Here is a 16,978-nt window from a genome sequence, read left to right as displayed (position 1 = left end):
GTCGACTGGGCACTATGCACTATGATGTGCCCCCGGACTTTTTTCCCAATCTGCGATGACCATGGCCCACACAGCTTTTTTCTGCACGCTATCCCATGAGGGCGTTCTCGCCGTTCGCGGCGTGGATGCCGGCAAATTCCTACAAGGTCAATTGACATGCAACCTCAATTATCTGAGTGAGAGCCAGTTCAGCCTGGGCGCACGCTGCACGCAGAAAGGCCGCATGCAGTCGAGCTTTCGTCTCGTTTTCGAAGGCGATGGCTGCCTGTTGGCGATGGCCAGCGAATTGATCGAGCCGCAATTGCTGGATCTGCGCAAGTACGCAGTGTTTTCCAAATCGAAACTCACCGACGAAAGCGCGGCCTGGGTGCGCTTTGGCTTGCAGGAAGGCGACGACGCGCTCGGCAGTCTGGGTCTGGATCTGCCGCCGGAAACCGGGGCAGTGGCAAGGGCCGACGCGCTGATCGCCATTCGTGTTTCACCGGCCCGCGCCGAACTCTGGGTACCCGCCGGGCAGGCAGACAGCAGCCGATCGCGTCTTGCTGCCCGACTGACAGAAGGCTCGCTGAACGACTGGTTGCTGGGTCAGATCCGTGCCGGTATTGGCCAGGTATTCGGCAGCACGCGTGAAGAGTTCATCCCGCAGATGATCAATCTGCAGGCGGTCGGCGGTGTCAGCTTTAAAAAGGGCTGCTACACCGGTCAGGAAATCGTCGCGCGCATGCAGTACCTGGGCAAACTCAAGCGCAGGCTTTATCGCCTGACCTTGCAGGCTCAGGAAATTCCGCAGCCCGGCACAGCGCTGTTTTCGCCTGTACACGCCAGCGCCGTGGGCAACGTGGTGCTGGCCGCGCAGTCTGATCAGGGCATCGAATTGCTCGCCGTGCTTCAGGGTGATGCGGCCGAAAGTGGACAGATACACCTCGGTTCGCCGCAAGGCCCGGCGCTGCACATGAGTGAACTGCCCTACACACTGGACAGTAAACTCGAAACTCTGCGCTAGGCCTGGCGAACACATTCACGTTCCTAATGTCTCTAGAGCGATCCAGAAGCACGCTGGCGCTGCTTTGGGCGCGCGGAAAACGCTGGACACTCTTAACGGCTGCGAGATGCACATGAGCAAGATGGCTGACGAGGTGCAGAGAAACCTGATCAAGGCTATCGATAGAGATGCCCTGTTTCTGCCGACCCTGCCGGAAGTAGCATTGAGAATTCGCCTTGCCGCCGAAGACACTGAAATCAGTATCGCGGACTTGAGCAAGGTCATTGGTAGCGATACCGCCCTCTCCGCACGCCTGATCAAAGTGGCGAACAGCCCCTTGTTGCGCCCTAATTTTGAAGTCAGCGACGTCAACACGGCGATTCGTCGCCTGGGCGTCAATTACACCTGCAACCTGGCCATCGGCCTGGTGGTCGAGCAAATGTTTCACGCCAAGTCGGAAGTCATTGAAAAGAAGATGCGTGAAATCTGGAAACAGAGCCTTCAGGTCGCCGGGATCAGCTACACCCTTTGCCAGCGCTACACTCACCTCAAGCCAGATCAGGCGACGCTTGCCGGGCTGATCCATCTGATCGGCATTTTGCCGATTCTGACGTATGCCGAAGATCATTTCGAACTGCTGGCGGACCCGATCAGCCTCAACCATGTCATTGACAGCATTCACCCGGTCATCGGCGAGCGCCTGCTGCGTTCATGGGACTTCCCCGAGCCACTGGCTTGCGTGCCTGGCCAGTTCCAGGACTTTGCCCGCGTGTCAAAAAACCCCGACTACACCGACCTGGTGCAGATTGCCACGGTGCACCTCCACAAGAACACCGACCACCCGTTCAGCGAGATCGAGATGGCCGACCTGCCCGCATTCCATCAGTTAAGGCTGAGCGAAGCCGACGGCACGCTGGCGGCGCAGATGGAAGAAGCCAAGAGCATGCTCTACTAGCTGATCAGGATCAGGACATGGTTGTGAAACTGACCCGCACTTTGAGACCTCGCTCGGCGCCATCATGCAGCGTAATCCTGGCCAGATGCGCCCGGCAGATCTCGCCCACGATAGCCAGACCGAGCCCTGCGCCACTGCCCCGCTGACTGCTGCGATAGAAGCGTTCGAAAACCCGTTCGCGCTCGTCTTGCGGAATGCCCGCACCGTCATCCTCGACCTCCAGCACAGCGGGCGCGTAGACCCGCAGCACCACATTGCCGCCTGGCGGCGTGTGCGCCAGCGCGTTGTCGATCAGATTGCTCAGCAACTCGTTCAACAAGGTCGGCTCGCCACGCAGCCAGACCGGCTCGTCAGCCTCCAGCGCCAACGCGACGCCGCGTGAATGGGCCAGCGGCGCCATGGCCATGCCCAGCTCTCTGGCCAGTTGACTGAGGTCCAGTTGCTGCGCGCCACCTTCGGCAATCGCCCGCGCGCCGTTTTCGATCCGCGCCAGCGACAGCAACTGATTGGCCAGATGCGTGAGCCGATCCGTGCCCAGCGCCGCCGCCTCAAGCGTTTCGCGCCAGCGGTGCGGTTCACGCTCACGCAAGCCCAGCTCGACCCGTGCCTTGAGGGCCGCCAGGGGCGTGCGCAATTCATGGGCCGCATCGGCGATGAACTGCGCCTGCCGCTCGAACTGCATGCGCAGCCGTTCGGTGAAGTGGTTCAGCGCGCCGACCAACGGGCGCAGTTCATGCTGCACCTCGACCATCGGCAATGCACGAAGATCGTCCGACTGGCGCTCTTCAACCGACGTGCGCAGTCGCTCCAGCGGGCGCAACGCTGCGCTGACCGTGAACCAGACCAGCAGCAATGCGCCACCGCCGAGCATGCCAAGGCGCAGCAAGGTGTCGGCCATCAGGCTGCGCGCCATGCCTTTGCGCGCCTCCTGGGTTTCCGCCACGCGGATTTCCGCCACCCCGTTCATGCCAGGGTCGGTCACCGGCTTGAGCAAGCTGACCACCCGCACGTCCTGCCCCTGATAGGTGCCGTTATAAAACTTGGCCAGCGCCGGATAATCGTCGGTGCGCAGAGTACCCGGCGGCGGAGATGGCAGGTTTTCGTAGCCGGAGATCAGCTTCTGATGGATGTCATTGACCTGATAATAAATCCGCCCTTCGCTGTCGTAGGCGAAGGTGTCCAGCGCCACGTAGGGAATGTCGGCGCTCAAGGTGCCGTCACGCTGAGTCAGGCCGGCCGCGATGGTTCGCGCCGATGCCAGCAGCGTACGGTCGTAGGCCGTATCGGCCACTTCCCGGCCGTTCCAGTAAGCACTCATGCCGCTGGCCAGCATCAGCACCACCAACAGCAATGCCAGATTCCACAACAGCCGCCAGCGCAGGCTGTCGTTAATCATCGCGACTTTCAAGCAGATACCCCAGACCCCGAAAGGTCACAATGGCCACGGCATGCCCGTCGAGCTTCTTGCGCAGGCGATGAATATAGATTTCGATGGCATCGGGGCTGGCTTCTTCATCAAGCCCGAAGACCTGTGCCGCCAGCTGCTCCTTGCTCATCACCCTGCCGGGCCGGGCGATCAGGGCCTCCAGCACCGCCTGCTCGCGCGAGGTCAACGTCAACAGTTCTTCGCCGAGCGTGAAACGCCGTGTGTCCAGATCATAAGTCAGCACGCCGCAGCACTGCTGCCGCTCGCCCCCCAGCACGCTGCGTCGCAGCAAGGCCTTGACCCTGGCTTCCAGTTCGGACAGTTCGAAGGGCTTGGCCAAGTAATCATCCGCCCCCAGATTGAGGCCGTGAACGCGATCCTTGACGTCACTGCGCGCGGTCAGCATCAGTACCGGCAGGTTCTTGCTGCGCGCCCGCAAACGCGCCAGCACCTCGAAGCCGTCCATGCGCGGCAGCCCGACATCAAGAATCGCGACGGCATATTCCTCACTGCTCAAGGCCAGGTCGGCGGCCACGCCATCATGCAGCACATCAACGGTCAAACCCGCGCTCTTGAGCGCCTGCGCAACACTTTCAGCCAATTGCAGATGATCTTCCACAAGAAGAACACGCATCGCCGTCTCCTGATTGACACTGTTGTTAGCCGGGGCTTGTGGCGGAGGAGTTTACAGGCAGGCCGCTGCCTGTGAAGAACAGAAACGACTTGAAGCTTCATCGGTCACCTGGCAGGCCACTGAAAGGTTTGCGAAAGGTTGATGATTTAGCATCGCTTAACGACCCGCTGAAACGGGTACGTAAACACAGACGCCCGGATGCGTCTGAAAATAAAAACAATAAATCGGTAAATGGAGTCACCCCATGTCTACGCCCTACCAGGCCTGCGTTTCCCCCGGCCGCCTGTCCCTCGTGGATAGCTCAGCGCCCTGCTCCACGGTCTTCAACCAGTCACGCTTCAATCCGGCAGTGCACACCTCTGTACCGATGACAGCCTGTTGTCAGCGAACAGCTTTTCGTTGTGCGCGCGATCAAAGCGATTGCCCGGCAGCTTCCTGACCCCACAAAACTCTCTCAGCTAAAAACAACAAATCTGGAGACTGAACATGAAGATTTCCCTGCGTCAGCTAGCGGCCACTGCTGGCTGTCTGTTGCTTGCCAGCCAACTGTTTGCAGACCCTCGGCGCCCGGAATGCATCGCACCGGCATCGCCCGGCGGCGGCTTCGACCTGACCTGCAAGCTGATCCAGAGCGCGCTGATCAACGAAAAGATTCTGTCCACGCCCATGCGCGTGACGTATATGCCCGGCGGTGTCGGCGCAGTGGCCTACAACGCGGTGGTCGCTCAGCGCCCGGCTGATGCAGGCACGCTGGTTGCGTGGTCCAGCGGCTCGCTGCTCAATCTGGCACAAGGCAAATTCGGCCGTTTTGACGAGAACGCCGTTCGCTGGCTCGCCGCCGTCGGCACCAGCTACGGTGCCATCGCCGTGAAAAGCGACTCGCCGTACAACAACCTCGACGATCTGGTCAAAGCCCTCAAGGCCGATCCGAGCAAAGTCGTGATTGGCTCCGGGGGCACGGTCGGCAGCCAGGACTGGATGCAAACCGCGCTGATCGCCAAAGCCGCAGGCATCAACCCTCGCGACTTGCGCTATGTCGCGCTGGAAGGTGGCGGCGAGATCGCCACGGCGTTGCTGGGCGGCCACATTCAGGTGGGCAGCACCGACATTTCCGACTCGATGCCACACATCTTGAGCGGTGACATGCGCCTGCTTGCCGTGTTCGCCGAGAAGCGCATCGACGAACCGGAAATGAAAGGCATCCCGACCGCCAAGGAACAGGGCTACGACATCGTCTGGCCCGTCGTGCGCGGCTTCTATCTGGGGCCGAAGGTCAGCGACGAAGACTACAACTGGTGGAAAGCGGCGTTCGACAAGATTCTGGCTTCGGAAGATTTTGCCAAATTGCGTGATCAGCGCGAGCTGTTCCCGTTTGCCATGACCGGTCCGGAACTGGACACCTACGTCAAGAAACAGGTGACCGACTACAAGATGCTGGCCAAGGAATTCGGCCTGATTCAGTAATTGAACGCAATTGACTGACTTTCGGTTGCGCCCGCCAGACGGGCGCGACGCAGGAGCTTCTCATGGTCATACAACGCATTTTCGCGGCCATTCTGTTAATGGCATGCGCCGGCCTGGCCCTTATGGCCTGGCCTTATCAGGCAACTTTTTCCTACGAACCGGTTGGCCCCCGCGCCTTTCCGCTGTTGATCCTCGGGCTGATGGGCGTTGGCCTGCTGTACATGCTGATTCGTCCTACGGCCATCGTCCACACTGAAGAAGAGCCCGCGCTGGACCGTCAAACCCTGATCAAGATCGGCATATGCATCGGCCTGCTGCTGATCTTTGCCGGGCTGTTCGAACCGCTGGGCTTCATTCTCAGCAGCATCCTGATCGGCATCCCCATGGCGCGCCTCTATGGCGGACGCTGGCTGCCCAGCATCGTGGTGGTGATTCTGATGAGCGTCGGCCTGTACCTGCTGTTCGACAAGGCCATGGATGTTCCGCTGCCTTTAGGCCTGCTCAGCGTTCTGGAGAACTGATATGGATACGTTCGGCTATCTGGGCCAGGGCTTCGGCGTCGCCCTCACTCCCTACAACCTGATCACCGCGCTGTCCGGCACGCTGATCGGTACCGTCGTCGGCCTGCTGCCGGGGCTCGGACCGATCAACGGCGTGGCGCTGTTGATTCCGATTGCCTTCGCGCTGGGCCTGCCGCCCGAATCGGCACTGATTCTGCTCGCGGCCGTGTACCTGGGTTGCGAATACGGCGGCCGTATCAGCTCGATTCTGCTTAACATTCCGGGTGAAGCCTCGACCGTCATGACCACGCTGGACGGTTACCCGATGGCGCGTCAGGGCCTGGCCGGTGTCGCGTTGTCGCTGTCAGCATGGAGTTCGTTCATCGGTGCGTTCATCGCAACCTGCGGCATGGTGCTGTTCGCGCCGTTGCTCGCCAAGTGGGCGATTGCCTTCGGCCCGGCAGAATACTTCGTGCTGATGGTGTTCGCGATTGTCTGTCTGGGCGGCATGGCGGGCGACAAGCCACTGAAAACGTTTATCGCTGCGTTGATCGGCCTGTTTCTATCCGCCGTCGGCATCGATGCCAACAGCGGCGTATACCGTTTTACCGGCGATAACATTCACCTGACCGATGGCATTCAGTTTGTGGTGCTGGTCCTGGGGCTGTTCTCGATCAGCGAAATTCTGTTATTGCTGGAGAAAACCCATCGCGGCCAGGAAGCGGTCAACGCCACCGGGCGCATGATGTTCAACGTCAAGGAAGCCGCTTCGGTATTCGCCGTTAATGTGCGCTGCGGGCTGCTGGGCTTCATCCTCGGCGTGCTGCCGGGTGCAGGGGCGACGCTGGCCAGTGCGGTCGCCTACATGACCGAGAAACGCATCGCCGGCGCAAGCGGCAAGTTCGGTCAGGGTGACATGCGCGGTCTGGCCGCACCGGAAACCGCCATCGGCGCCACGGCCTGTGGCGCTCTGGTACCGATGCTGACCCTGGGCGTTCCTGGCTCCGGTACCACGGCAGTGATGATCGGCGCGCTATCGCTGTACAACATCACGCCGGGGCCGATGCTCTTTCAGCAACAACCGGACATCGTCTGGGGCCTGATCGCGTCGTTATTCATCGCCAATATCATGCTGGTGATCCTCAACATCCCGATGATCCGCATTTTTACCCGCATCCTTGCGGTGCCGAACTGGGCGCTGGTGCCGGTGATCGCGATCATCACCGGGATTGGCGTGTACGCGGTGCATGCGACCACGTTCGACCTGTTTCTGATGGTCGGCATCGGCATCTTCGGTTACATCCTGCGCAAGCTGGACTTCCCGCTGTCGCCGATCCTGCTCGGGTTCATCCTCGGCGGCCTGATGGAGCAAAACCTGCGCCGCGCCCTGTCGATCTCCAATGGCGAACTGGGGATTCTCTGGTCCAGCCCGATCACGCTCGGGGTCTGGGTGGTGACGGCGTTCATGCTGCTGTTCCCGCTGCTGCGGATCTGGCGTAAACGCGCGAAACAACGCGCTATCACGATTCATGACTGAGCCTGCTCTGCGTTGTTGGTGGGCAACGCCGCTGGTCGGCCTGCTGGGCGGCTACCTCGCCAGTCAGGTCGGCTGGCCGCTGCCGTGGATGGTCGGCTCGTTGCTGGCGATCATCCTCGTGCGCTGCCTGACACCCTGGCAACTGGCGCAGATTCCCGGCGGCCGCAAATGCGGTCAGTTGATCATCGGGACCGGCATCGGCCTGCACTTTACCCCGGTGGTCATCGAACAGGTGCTGGCGCATTTCGGCTTGATTTTTTTCGGTGCGCTGGTCACCAGCCTGTCGTGCCTGATCGGCGTCTGGCTGATGCTGCGTACTGGCGAGGACCGGCCTACGGCGTTTTTCTCCAGCATGCCGGGCGGTTCGGGAGAGATGGTCAACCTCGGTGCCCGCAATGGTGCCACGCTCAGCAGCGTGGCTGCTGCGCAAAGTCTTCGGGTGCTGGCCGTGGTGCTCTGTGTGCCCGCGATTTTCAAATACTTGCTGGGGGATGGCGCACCCACGCTGCACGCCACGCTGGTGGACTGGCGCTGGCTGGCGTTGCTGCTGCCGGTCGGTGCCGCACTGGCTTGGTTATGGCAACGTCTCAAGCAGCCCAACCCATGGCTGTTCGGCCCGTTGCTGCTGAGCGCGGTGGTGAGTGTGGTCTGGGATCTGCGGATCGGTTTGCCCAACGGTGCCAGCCAGCTCGGTCAATTGCTGATCGGCAGCGGGCTGGGCTGTCACTTCAACCGGGCGTTCTTTCGGCGAGCGCCGTCGTTTCTGGCACGCACCCTGCTGGGCACTGCATTGACGATGCTGATCGCAGCACTCGCAGCACTGGGCCTCAGCGCCCTCACCCAGCTGGATTTGCGTTCGTTGACGCTGGGCATGATGCCCGGCGGCATTGCCGAGATGAGCCTGACCGCCGAGGTGCTGCAACTGTCAGTACCGCTGGTTACGGCCATGCAGGTCATGCGCCTGCTGTTCGTGCTGTTTCTCGCCGAGCCGCTGTACCGCCTCTGGAACAAGCGGCTCGCTGACTGAGCGCGTCGCTCACAGGTTAGGCAGTCGCCAATCAATCGGTTCGATGCCGTTTTGCTCAAGGTACTTGTTGGCCCGCCCGAAATGGCCGTTGCCCAAAAAGCCTTTGTAGGCCGACAGCGGCGATGGATGGACGGACGTCAGCACCAGGTGCCTGGTCGCGTCGACCAGCTTCTGTTTGCTCTGCGCATGAGCACCCCATAACAGAAACACCAGATGCGGCTGATGCTCGCTCACCACCTGAATGATCCGGTCAGTGAAGTGCTGCCAGCCTTTGCCCGCATGCGAGGCTGCGTTGGCGCGCTCGACAGTCAGAGTGGTGTTGAGCAGCAGCACGCCTTGATCGGCCCAGGATTGCAGGCAACCATGATTGGGAATGTCGATGTTCAGGTCGCGTTTCAGCTCTTTATAGATGTTGACCAGCGACGGCGGCGTCGGCACGCCGGGCTGCACCGAGAAGCACAGACCGTGGGCCTGATTCGGGCCGTGGTACGGGTCCTGACCGAGGATCACCACTTTCACGTTATCCAGCGGCGTGGAATTCAGCGCGTTGAAGATCAGTGGCCCCGGCGGATAGATCTCCTTGCCGGCCGCATGCTCCTGACGCAGAAAATCGCGCAGCTGAGTCATATAGGGCTGTTCGAACTCGTCACGCAGGGCTTCTTTCCAGCTAGGCTCAAGCTTGATGCGGTCATCGCTAGTCATGGTTACATCCGGTAAAAACAATGCGCGGACACTAGGAAAGCCCCGCGGCAAAGTCAATGGCGGCTGCGCTTTGCGCACTCAAAACAGGACGCAGAGCGTCCGCAAAGGCGTGCCGACGCGGAGCGCCGGCACGATAGCGAGAGTCAGTCTGAAGTGAGTTTCAGCTAGCGATGGCCACCACGACCATCGCCACGCCCGCCTCGTCCATGATCGCGGCCATCGCGCCCGCCTCGACCGCCATGGTCGTCCCAGCCGCGATTACCCCGGTCTCCGCGGAAACCGTCATTACGCCCGAAACCGCCATTGCCACGAAAGCCATCATTCCTCCAGCCATAGCCGGGCTGACGTCCTGACTGGTAATAACGTGGCACAGGCGGCGGCGCGTAGTAACGCGGTGCCGGAACGTAATAGCGCGGTTGGTTGTAATAGCGCGGTTGGGGCGCTATGTAGATGCGCCGCTCCTGATAATAAGTGGCGTTGTAGCCGTTGTCATACGCGTAAGTGCCACCACTGACGACCGTCGTCGGCTGCGTGTACACATCGGATTCGTAATAACCGGGGCCTCCGTAGCAACCAGCAAGAAAAAGGGTCAGCAACGTGACAAGCAAGGGTCTTCGATACATGGCGGCCTCCTGGACCGCGATTGGGCACAAACCAGCGACGCTGGTCGGCGTCCGCCAAAGCGGTTGGCGGACGAAAGTTATGACAGCGAAATGCCCTTCTAGTGCCCTGAACACGCCCCTGACCGGGACCCGTCCATAATGGCGATATGGTGCCAAGCGGCCCGAAAACCGTGCTCCACGGGATTGTTTCAGTTTTATACAAACATGCTACAAAACATTTCACTTCAATAAATGCACGTGCGCCTCATCGCGGTGCAAGGCCGCACCAGCACAAGGCAATTTCGCATTCACCGCCCGCTCGACGTCAGCAGCGCCCCCTGTAAACCGGTACTTCTGGCGAGTTGGCACAACTCTCGCTTGATGTCTGGTGTGCAGGAGTCAACACAGGTTCGCGGCACCACAATTTGCAATAGCCGACTAGGGTTCCGGCTTGCCAGCAGGCAAGTGGCTGGTCCGAGAGTTGGCGACCTCCAGTAGAGGTTACACGGCGGGACAAAAGCCCGGGAGACAGGGACACCAGTGGTGTCACGTTGCTCCTGGCCGCCTTTTTTCACTACTGGAGATTTCTCAACATGCAAAAGTCTCGTCTTTTCGGCCTGATTACCGCAGGCCTGCTTGCTGCGTTGAGCCTCTCGGCGAATGCCGCCCAGAAAGATCACTTCAACGTCTGCTGGACCATCTACGCAGGCTGGATGCCGTGGGAATATGCCGGTAGCCAGGGCATCGTCGACAAGTGGGCGAAAAAGTACGGCATCAAAATCGATGTCACTCAGCTCAATGACTACGTCGAATCCATCAATCAGTACACCGCCGGCCAGTTCGATGGCTGCACCATGACCAACATGGACGCCCTGACCATTCCGGCCGCAGGCGGCGTGGAAAGCACCGCGCTGATCGTCAGCGACTTCTCCAATGGCAACGACGGCATTGTGCTCAAAGGCAAAGACAAGAAAGTCGCTGACCTCAAGGGCATGGACGTCAATCTGGTCGAACTGTCGGTGTCCCATTACCTGCTGGCCCGCGCGCTGGACAGCGTCAAGCTCAGCGAAAAAGACCTGAAAGTCGTCAACACCTCGGATGCCGATATCTCGGCTGCCTTCAATACTGATGACGTGCAGGCGGTCACCACCTGGAACCCGATGCTGTCGGACATCAAGGCCAAGCCCGGCGTGACCGAAGTGTTCAATTCCAGCCAGATCCCCGGCGAGATCATGGACATGATGGTCGTCAACAGCCAGACCCTGAAAGACAACCCGGCCCTGGGTAAAGCCCTGACCGGCGCGTGGTTTGAGGTGGTCGCGCTGATGAACGCCAAAAACGCCCAAAGCAAAGCCGCACTGGAACACATGGCCAAGGCATCGGGCACTGATCTGGCCGGTTTCCAGGCGCAGCTCGACACCACCAAGCTGTTTGCCACCCCAAAGGAAGCGCTCGAATTCGCCACCAGCAAACAGCTGCCCGAGACCCAGCGCAAGGTGGCTGACTTCTCGTTCGCCCACGGTTTGCTTGGCGAAGGTGCTCGCGACGCGAACGCGGTCGGCATGTCGTTCGCCAACGGCGTGGTTCTCGGCGACAAGGCCAACCTCAAGCTGCACTTTGCCCCCAGCTACGTGCAGATGGCCGCCGACGGCAAGCTGTAAATCACGCTCAGTAGAAAGGTCATTGCCATGCGCTTGATAAACCGCCATCCGGATCGCGCCGGTCGCCTGATTCTGGTGATCCTGCCGTTCGCCCTGTTGCTGTTCGCCTATTTCATGGGCTCGGCCACCCGGCTCGCGGAAAACCCCACCGACAAACTGCTGCCCAGCGCAATGCAGATGGCCGATGCGGTCAAACGCGTGGCGTTCACTGCCGACGCCCGAACCGGCGACTACCTGCTGTGGCTAGACTCCGCGTCGAGCCTCAAGCGCCTGGCGATCGGCCTTGGCATCAGCGCATTGCTGGGCCTGTGTCTGGGCATTGCAGCGGGCATTCTGCCGCTGTTCAGCGCGCCGTTGTCGCCGTTGCTGACGGTGCTGTCGATGGTGCCGCCACTGGCGATCCTGCCGATTCTGTTCATCGTCTTCGGCCTGGGTGAACTGTCAAAAGTGATGCTGATCGTGATCGGCATCACGCCGATTCTGGCCCGTGACCTGGAACAACGCGCCCGGGAAATTCCGGTCGAACTGTTGATCAAGGCGCAGACGTTGGGCGCCACCACCTGGACGCTGATCCTGCGGGTGATCCTGCCGCAGTTGTTGCCACGCCTGTTGATTGCCCTGCGGCTGGTGCTCGGTTCGGCATGGTTGTTCCTGATCGCAGCCGAGGCCATCGCCTCGACTGACGGTCTGGGCTACCGGATTTTTCTGGTGCGGCGTTATCTGGCGATGGATGTGATTCTGCCGTATGTGGTGTGGATCACCCTGCTCGCCTGGCTGATGGACTGGTGCCTCAAAGCCCTGACCCGACGCGCGTTCCCTTGGTACGAAGGAGCCCGCGCATGAGCTTTATCTGTGTGCGTAATGTCTGGCAGCAATACGCCGATCAAGTGGTGCTCGAGGGCCTGAATCTGGACGTTGCCGAGGGTGAGTTCTGCACGCTGGTCGGCGCATCGGGCTGCGGCAAATCGACGTTTCTGCGCCTGCTGCTGGGCCAGGAAACCCCGAGCCGCGGTCTGATCACGCTGGACGGTGAAGCCCTGTGCAATGAGCCGGACGCCAGCCGTGGCGTGGTCTTCCAGCGCTATTCGGTGTTTCCGCATCTGTCGGTGCTGGACAACGTCGCGCTGGGCCTGGAGCTGCCCCGCTCGCCGTTGCTCGGTCGCCTGTTCGGCCAGACCAAACGCCAGGCCCGCGAGCAAGCCGCGCATTTGCTGGACAAAGTCGGCCTGAGCCACGCGCTGGACAAGTACCCGACGCAGTTGTCAGGCGGTATGCAACAACGGCTGGCGATTGCTCAGGCGCTGATCATGAAACCCCGCGTGCTGCTGCTGGACGAGCCCTTCGGCGCGCTCGACCCCGGCATCCGCAAGGACATGCACCATCTGCTGCTGGAGCTGTGGCGCGAGACGAAACTGACGGTGTTCATGGTTACCCATGACCTGTCCGAAGGCTTCAACCTCGGCACCCGCCTGCTGGTGTTCGACAAGGTGCGCCATGACCCGCACGAACCCGGCGCGTATGGCGCGCGCATCACTTACGACATCCCCCTCAACAGCGAACGCCGCGCCGAACGCGCCGCCATCGATTCGCTGCTTACCGTTTCAGAGGAGCCCGTTCAATGACTGACTCGACCACGCTGTACCCGGTTTTCGCCGAAGAACTGCTGCCCGGCGGCGGCCATCGTTCGTTCATCCTCAAGCGCGGCGAACTGCTGCGCCTGACCGACCTGCACGGCAACGCGAACGTCAGCCTGACGCTGCTCAACGCTCACGAAAAAACCGAGCGCCTAAACCTGCCCGACAGCCTCAAATGCCAGCACACCGCCAAGTTGAGCAACGGCCATTGCCTGTATTCGGACATGGGCCGCGTGCTGGCTGCCATCGTCACCGACACCTGCGGCTGGAGCGACAGCATTGGCGGCGTGCTCAACGCCCAGGAAGTCGCTGAAAAATACGGCCAGGGCCGCTATCAGGAACTGCGCAACGGCTTCTTTCGCAACGGCGTCGACAATTTGCTGGTCGAGCTGGGCAAATGGGGTCTCGGGCTGTCGGATCTGCTGATGACCCTCAACCTGTTCAGCCGCGTCGATGTCGACGACACGGGCGCGCTGCATTTCGTCCCGAACAACTCAACAGCCGGTGATTACATCGAGCTGTATGCGCCGATGGACACGCTGGTGGTGCTGACCGCGCTGCAACACCCGATGGACCCCAACCCCGAATACGCACCGCAGCCGCTCAAACTCGGCTGGATGAAAGCCGACGCCAGCGTTGCCGAGCACTGCCGCACCTCGCGCCCGGAAAACGAGCGCGGCTTCATCAATACCGACCGCCTGTTCGCCTGAGGAGCCCTGTCATGAACTCACACAATCATCATTGCTGCGACGCGACCATTCCGGCCGGCGAGCCGTTTCTGGCCGAAGTAAAGGCCGGGCAGACCGTGCGCATTCTCGATCTGCAAGGCAATCAGGCGGTCGACACGCTGTTTTTCAGCCTCGCTAACCCGCGCGAGCGCTACGATGTGCAGCGTACTTTGCGGCGGCAGAACAGCGTTTACCTGACCACGGGCAGCGTGCTGTTTTCCAACCTCGGCCAGCCGATGCTGACCATCATCGATGACACCTGCGGTCGCCACGACACACTGGGTGGTGCGTGCGCCCAGGAGAGCAACACCGTGCGTTACGCCCTGGAAAAACGCTACATGCACAGCTGCCGCGACAATTACCTGCGCGCCTGCCTGCACGACGGTCGCCTGACCAAGGCCGACATCGGGCCGAACATCAATTTCTTCATGAACGTGCCGGTGACAGCCGACGGCGGCCTGACCTTCGAAGACGGTATTTCCGCACCCGGCAAGTACGTCGAACTGCGCGCCGAAATGGACGTGATCGTGCTGATTTCCAACTGTCCGCAGCTCAACAATCCTTGCAACGGTTACAACCCGACGCCCGCGCACTTACTGATTCGCGACTGACCCGGCGACCGCCCTCAGCAACGGACGACCGTTGCGTAGATAGATCAATAGCGGGACGGCCCGCTTCCCATCACGAAACCGGGCTTAGCCGGGTTTCCGGGGTTATGCCATGTTCGACAAACTGCTGATCGCCAACCGTGGCGCCATTGCCTGCCGCATCCTGCGGACCCTGCGCAGCTTGCAGGTCAACGGCGTGGCGGTGTATTCCGAAGCCGACGCTGCCAGCCTGCACCTGATGCAGGCCGACGAAGCCCACAGCCTGGGCGAAGGCGGCGCGGCCGGGACGTATCTGGCGGTGGACAAGATCCTCGCCATCGCCAACGCCAACGCCAGCGGCGCCAAAGCCATTCATCCCGGCTACGGCTTTCTCTCTGAAAACGCCGGCTTTGCTCAAGCCTGCGAAGACGCCGGTATCGCCTTCGTTGGCCCGACGCCCGAGCAACTGCGCGTGTTCGGCCTCAAGCACACCGCCCGTGCGCTGGCCCGACAACATAACGTGCCACTGCTGGAAGGCACCGAACTGCTCGACAGCCTGGAAGACGCCATCGCAGCTGCGCGCAGCATTGGCTATCCGGTGATGCTCAAAAGCACCGCAGGCGGTGGCGGCATCGGCATGCGCGTGTGCCGCAGCGCCGAGGAGCTGGCGGACTCGTTCGAAGCGGTAAAACGTCTGGGCCAGAACAATTTCAGCGACGCGGGAGTATTCATCGAGAAATACATCCAGCGCGCCCGCCATCTGGAAGTGCAGGTGTTCGGTGACGGCCAGGGCGAGGTGCTGGCCCTCGGCGTGCGCGACTGCTCGGTGCAGCGCCGCAACCAGAAAGTGCTGGAAGAAACCCCGGCGCCCAACCTGCCGGACGGCATGGCCGATGAGCTGTGCGCGGCGGCGATCAAGCTGGCCAGAGCGGTCAACTATCGCAGCGCCGGGACCGTCGAGTTTGTGTTCGACAGTGAGGACCAGCGCTTTTATTTTCTGGAAGTGAACACACGCTTGCAGGTCGAGCATGGTGTTACTGAGCAGGTGTGGGGCGTCGATCTGGTCAGTTGGATGGTGCAACTGGCCGCTGGCGATCTGCCGCCGCTCGATCAGTTGCAGGCCAACTTGAAGCCGGTCGGCCATGCGATTCAGGCACGGCTGTACGCCGAGGATCCGGGCCGTGACTTCCAGCCCTGCCCCGGCCTGCTGACCGCTGTCAGCTTTCCGCCTGCCGATGGCCGTGCGCTGCGCATTGATACTTGGGTGGAAGCCGGATGCGAGATCCCGCCGTATTTCGACCCCATGATCGCCAAGCTGATCAGTTGGGCGCCGAGTCGCGATCAGGCCAGCGCCGGGTTGGCTGCCGCGCTTCACGAAACGCGCCTGTACGGCGTGGAGACCAACCGCGATTACCTGCGCCAGATCATCGACGACGCGCCTTTTGCCAGCGGTCAGCCGTGGACGCGCTGCCTGGAAGGTCTGGTGTATCACGCTGATACATTTGAAGTGTTGAGCGGCGGAACGCAAACCAGCGTTCAGGACTATCCCGGTCGACTGGGTTACTGGGCAGTCGGTGTGCCGCCGTCCGGGCCGATGGACAGCCGCGCCCTGCGTCAGGGCAACCGGCTGCTGGGCAATGCCGAGGGCTGCGCCGCGCTGGAAATCACTATGAGCGGGCCGCTGCTGCGCTTCAACACCGATGCGGTGATCGCCGTGACCGGCGCGCAGATCCCGATCACACTGGACGGCGAAGCCTGCGCCATGAACACCGCGTTGCTGGTGCACGCAGGGTCGACCCTGTCGCTGGGCACTATCACGGGGGCAGGCGTGCGCAGTTACCTGTGCGTGCGCGGCGGGCTGGACGTGCCAGATTACCTGGGCAGCAAAAGCACCTTCACCCTCGGCCAGTTCGGCGGACATGGCGGCCGGGCGTTACGCGCCGGTGACGTGCTGCACATCGCGCCCTTGATTGACCGCAATGCGGGCCAGTGGATTGCCGATGAAGAGCTTGATGAACTGAAGGAGGTTCGCCAGATCCGGGTAATCTACGGCCCGCATGCCGCGCCGGAATACTTCACCGAAGCGTATATCGAGACCTTTTTTGCTACCTACTGGGAGGTGCATTTCAATTCCAGCCGCACCGGCGTACGTCTGATCGGTCCCAAGCCGGAATGGGTTCGTGCGGATGGCGGCGAGGCAGGTCTGCACCCGTCCAACATCCACGACAACCCGTATGCCATTGGCGCGGTGGATTTTACGGGCGACATGCCGGTCATCCTCGGCCCGGACGGCCCAAGCCTGGGCGGCTTCGTGTGCCCGGTGACCATTATCGAAGCGGATTTGTGGCAATTGGGACAGTTGAAGGCCGGAGATCGGGTGCGGTTTTACCCGGTGAGTGTCGAGGCGTGTCATGCGGCGATGAACTCAACCCTCCCCCAAAGTACCGTAAACCCATGTGGGAGCGAGCTTGCTCGCGAAGGCTATATTTCAGACACAGAAAATGCCGCAGATGTACCGGCCTCTTCGCGGACAAGTCCG

16 protein-coding genes and 1 riboswitch are annotated in these 16,978 nt (G+C 61.3%); of the genes, 12 read left to right on the top strand and 4 right to left on the bottom strand.

The genetic code is table 11. The annotated features are described in order from the left end of the window. Positions 1–61: 61 nt before the first annotated feature. Both ygfZ and ABJ99_RS07290 read left to right on the top strand, forming a co-directional pair. Entirely contained in the window at positions 62–1,003 is a 942-nt protein-coding gene (gene ygfZ / locus ABJ99_RS07295) for a CAF17-like 4Fe-4S cluster assembly/insertion protein YgfZ (RefSeq protein WP_054085769.1), read from the top strand. A 112-nt stretch (positions 1,004–1,115) separates the two neighbouring features. Continuing rightward, a complete protein-coding gene (locus tag ABJ99_RS07290) occupies positions 1,116–1,937 on the top strand; it encodes an HDOD domain-containing protein (protein ID WP_054085247.1) in 822 nt (273 codons plus the stop codon). 10 nt (positions 1,938–1,947) lie between these two features. On the opposite strand, the gene ABJ99_RS07285 is transcribed toward ABJ99_RS07290, so the two are convergent. Both ABJ99_RS07285 and ABJ99_RS07280 read right to left on the bottom strand, forming a co-directional pair. After that, positions 1,948–3,333 (bottom strand): sensor histidine kinase, encoded by a 1,386-nt coding sequence (locus ABJ99_RS07285; RefSeq protein ID WP_054085246.1) that lies wholly within the window; start codon positions 3,331–3,333, stop codon positions 1,948–1,950. After that, on the bottom strand, positions 3,326–3,997 hold the full coding sequence (locus ABJ99_RS07280) for a response regulator (protein ID WP_007248804.1): 672 nt from the start codon (positions 3,995–3,997) through the stop codon (positions 3,326–3,328). The genes ABJ99_RS07285 and ABJ99_RS07280 overlap by 8 nt, the downstream gene beginning before the upstream one ends. 480 nt (positions 3,998–4,477) lie before the next feature. Here ABJ99_RS07280 and ABJ99_RS07275 point away from each other — a divergent pair, with 480 nt between their 5' ends. The 4 genes from ABJ99_RS07275 to ABJ99_RS07260 all read left to right on the top strand — a co-directional run bounded on the left by ABJ99_RS07275 (position 4,478) and on the right by ABJ99_RS07260 (position 8,525). Further along, complete coding sequence (locus ABJ99_RS07275) at positions 4,478–5,461, top strand: Bug family tripartite tricarboxylate transporter substrate binding protein (protein WP_174518460.1); 984 nt, start codon at positions 4,478–4,480, stop codon at positions 5,459–5,461. Between the two features lie 62 nt (positions 5,462–5,523). Continuing rightward, a complete protein-coding gene (locus ABJ99_RS07270; RefSeq protein WP_054085244.1) occupies positions 5,524–5,982 on the top strand; it encodes a tripartite tricarboxylate transporter TctB family protein in 459 nt (152 codons plus the stop codon). Between the two features lies 1 nt (position 5,983). Then, positions 5,984–7,498 (top strand): tripartite tricarboxylate transporter permease, encoded by a 1,515-nt coding sequence (locus ABJ99_RS07265; protein WP_054085243.1) that lies wholly within the window; start codon positions 5,984–5,986, stop codon positions 7,496–7,498. After that, positions 7,491–8,525: an AbrB family transcriptional regulator gene (locus ABJ99_RS07260; RefSeq protein WP_054085242.1), complete on the top strand. Its 1,035-nt coding sequence runs from the start codon at positions 7,491–7,493 to the stop codon at positions 8,523–8,525. The genes ABJ99_RS07265 and ABJ99_RS07260 overlap by 8 nt, the downstream gene beginning before the upstream one ends. A 9-nt stretch (positions 8,526–8,534) precedes the next feature. Here the strand turns inward: ABJ99_RS07260 and ung are convergent, their stop codons facing one another. Then, complete coding sequence (gene ung / locus ABJ99_RS07255) at positions 8,535–9,227, bottom strand: uracil-DNA glycosylase (RefSeq protein ID WP_054085241.1); 693 nt, start codon at positions 9,225–9,227, stop codon at positions 8,535–8,537. Between the two features lie 164 nt (positions 9,228–9,391). Continuing rightward, positions 9,392–9,766: a hypothetical protein gene (locus ABJ99_RS26745; RefSeq protein ID WP_162491544.1), complete on the bottom strand. Its 375-nt coding sequence runs from the start codon at positions 9,764–9,766 to the stop codon at positions 9,392–9,394. Between the two features lie 490 nt (positions 9,767–10,256). Next, positions 10,257–10,359: riboswitch (guanidine-I (ykkC/yxkD leader) on the top strand. A gap of 63 nt (positions 10,360–10,422) precedes the next feature. Between ABJ99_RS26745 and ABJ99_RS07250 the strand changes: the two genes are divergently transcribed. From ABJ99_RS07250 to ABJ99_RS07225, 6 genes are all read left to right on the top strand, one after another. Beyond that, on the top strand, positions 10,423–11,490 hold the full coding sequence (locus tag ABJ99_RS07250; protein WP_054085240.1) for a putative urea ABC transporter substrate-binding protein: 1,068 nt from the start codon (positions 10,423–10,425) through the stop codon (positions 11,488–11,490). Between the two features lie 27 nt (positions 11,491–11,517). Further along, entirely contained in the window at positions 11,518–12,333 is an 816-nt protein-coding gene (locus tag ABJ99_RS07245) for an ABC transporter permease (RefSeq protein ID WP_054085239.1), read from the top strand. Continuing rightward, positions 12,330–13,112 (top strand): ABC transporter ATP-binding protein, encoded by a 783-nt coding sequence (locus ABJ99_RS07240; protein ID WP_054085238.1) that lies wholly within the window; start codon positions 12,330–12,332, stop codon positions 13,110–13,112. Before ABJ99_RS07245 ends, ABJ99_RS07240 begins: the two co-directional genes overlap by 4 nt. After that, positions 13,109–13,834: an urea amidolyase associated protein UAAP1 gene (locus ABJ99_RS07235; RefSeq protein ID WP_054085237.1), complete on the top strand. Its 726-nt coding sequence runs from the start codon at positions 13,109–13,111 to the stop codon at positions 13,832–13,834. The genes ABJ99_RS07240 and ABJ99_RS07235 overlap by 4 nt, the downstream gene beginning before the upstream one ends. Before the next feature lie 11 nt (positions 13,835–13,845). After that, complete coding sequence (locus tag ABJ99_RS07230; RefSeq protein WP_054085236.1) at positions 13,846–14,463, top strand: urea amidolyase associated protein UAAP2; 618 nt, start codon at positions 13,846–13,848, stop codon at positions 14,461–14,463. 109 nt (positions 14,464–14,572) lie between these two features. Next, a partial coding sequence (locus ABJ99_RS07225) for a 5-oxoprolinase/urea amidolyase family protein (protein WP_154864410.1) occupies positions 14,573–16,978 on the top strand: 2,406 nt, incomplete at its 3' end.

Source organism: Pseudomonas syringae pv. cilantro (assembly GCF_001293775.1).
GTDB lineage: Bacteria > Pseudomonadota > Gammaproteobacteria > Pseudomonadales > Pseudomonadaceae > Aquipseudomonas > Aquipseudomonas syringae_P.
Note: the sequence above shows the minus strand (reverse complement) of the source record. Positions and strands in the feature narration are given on the sequence as shown.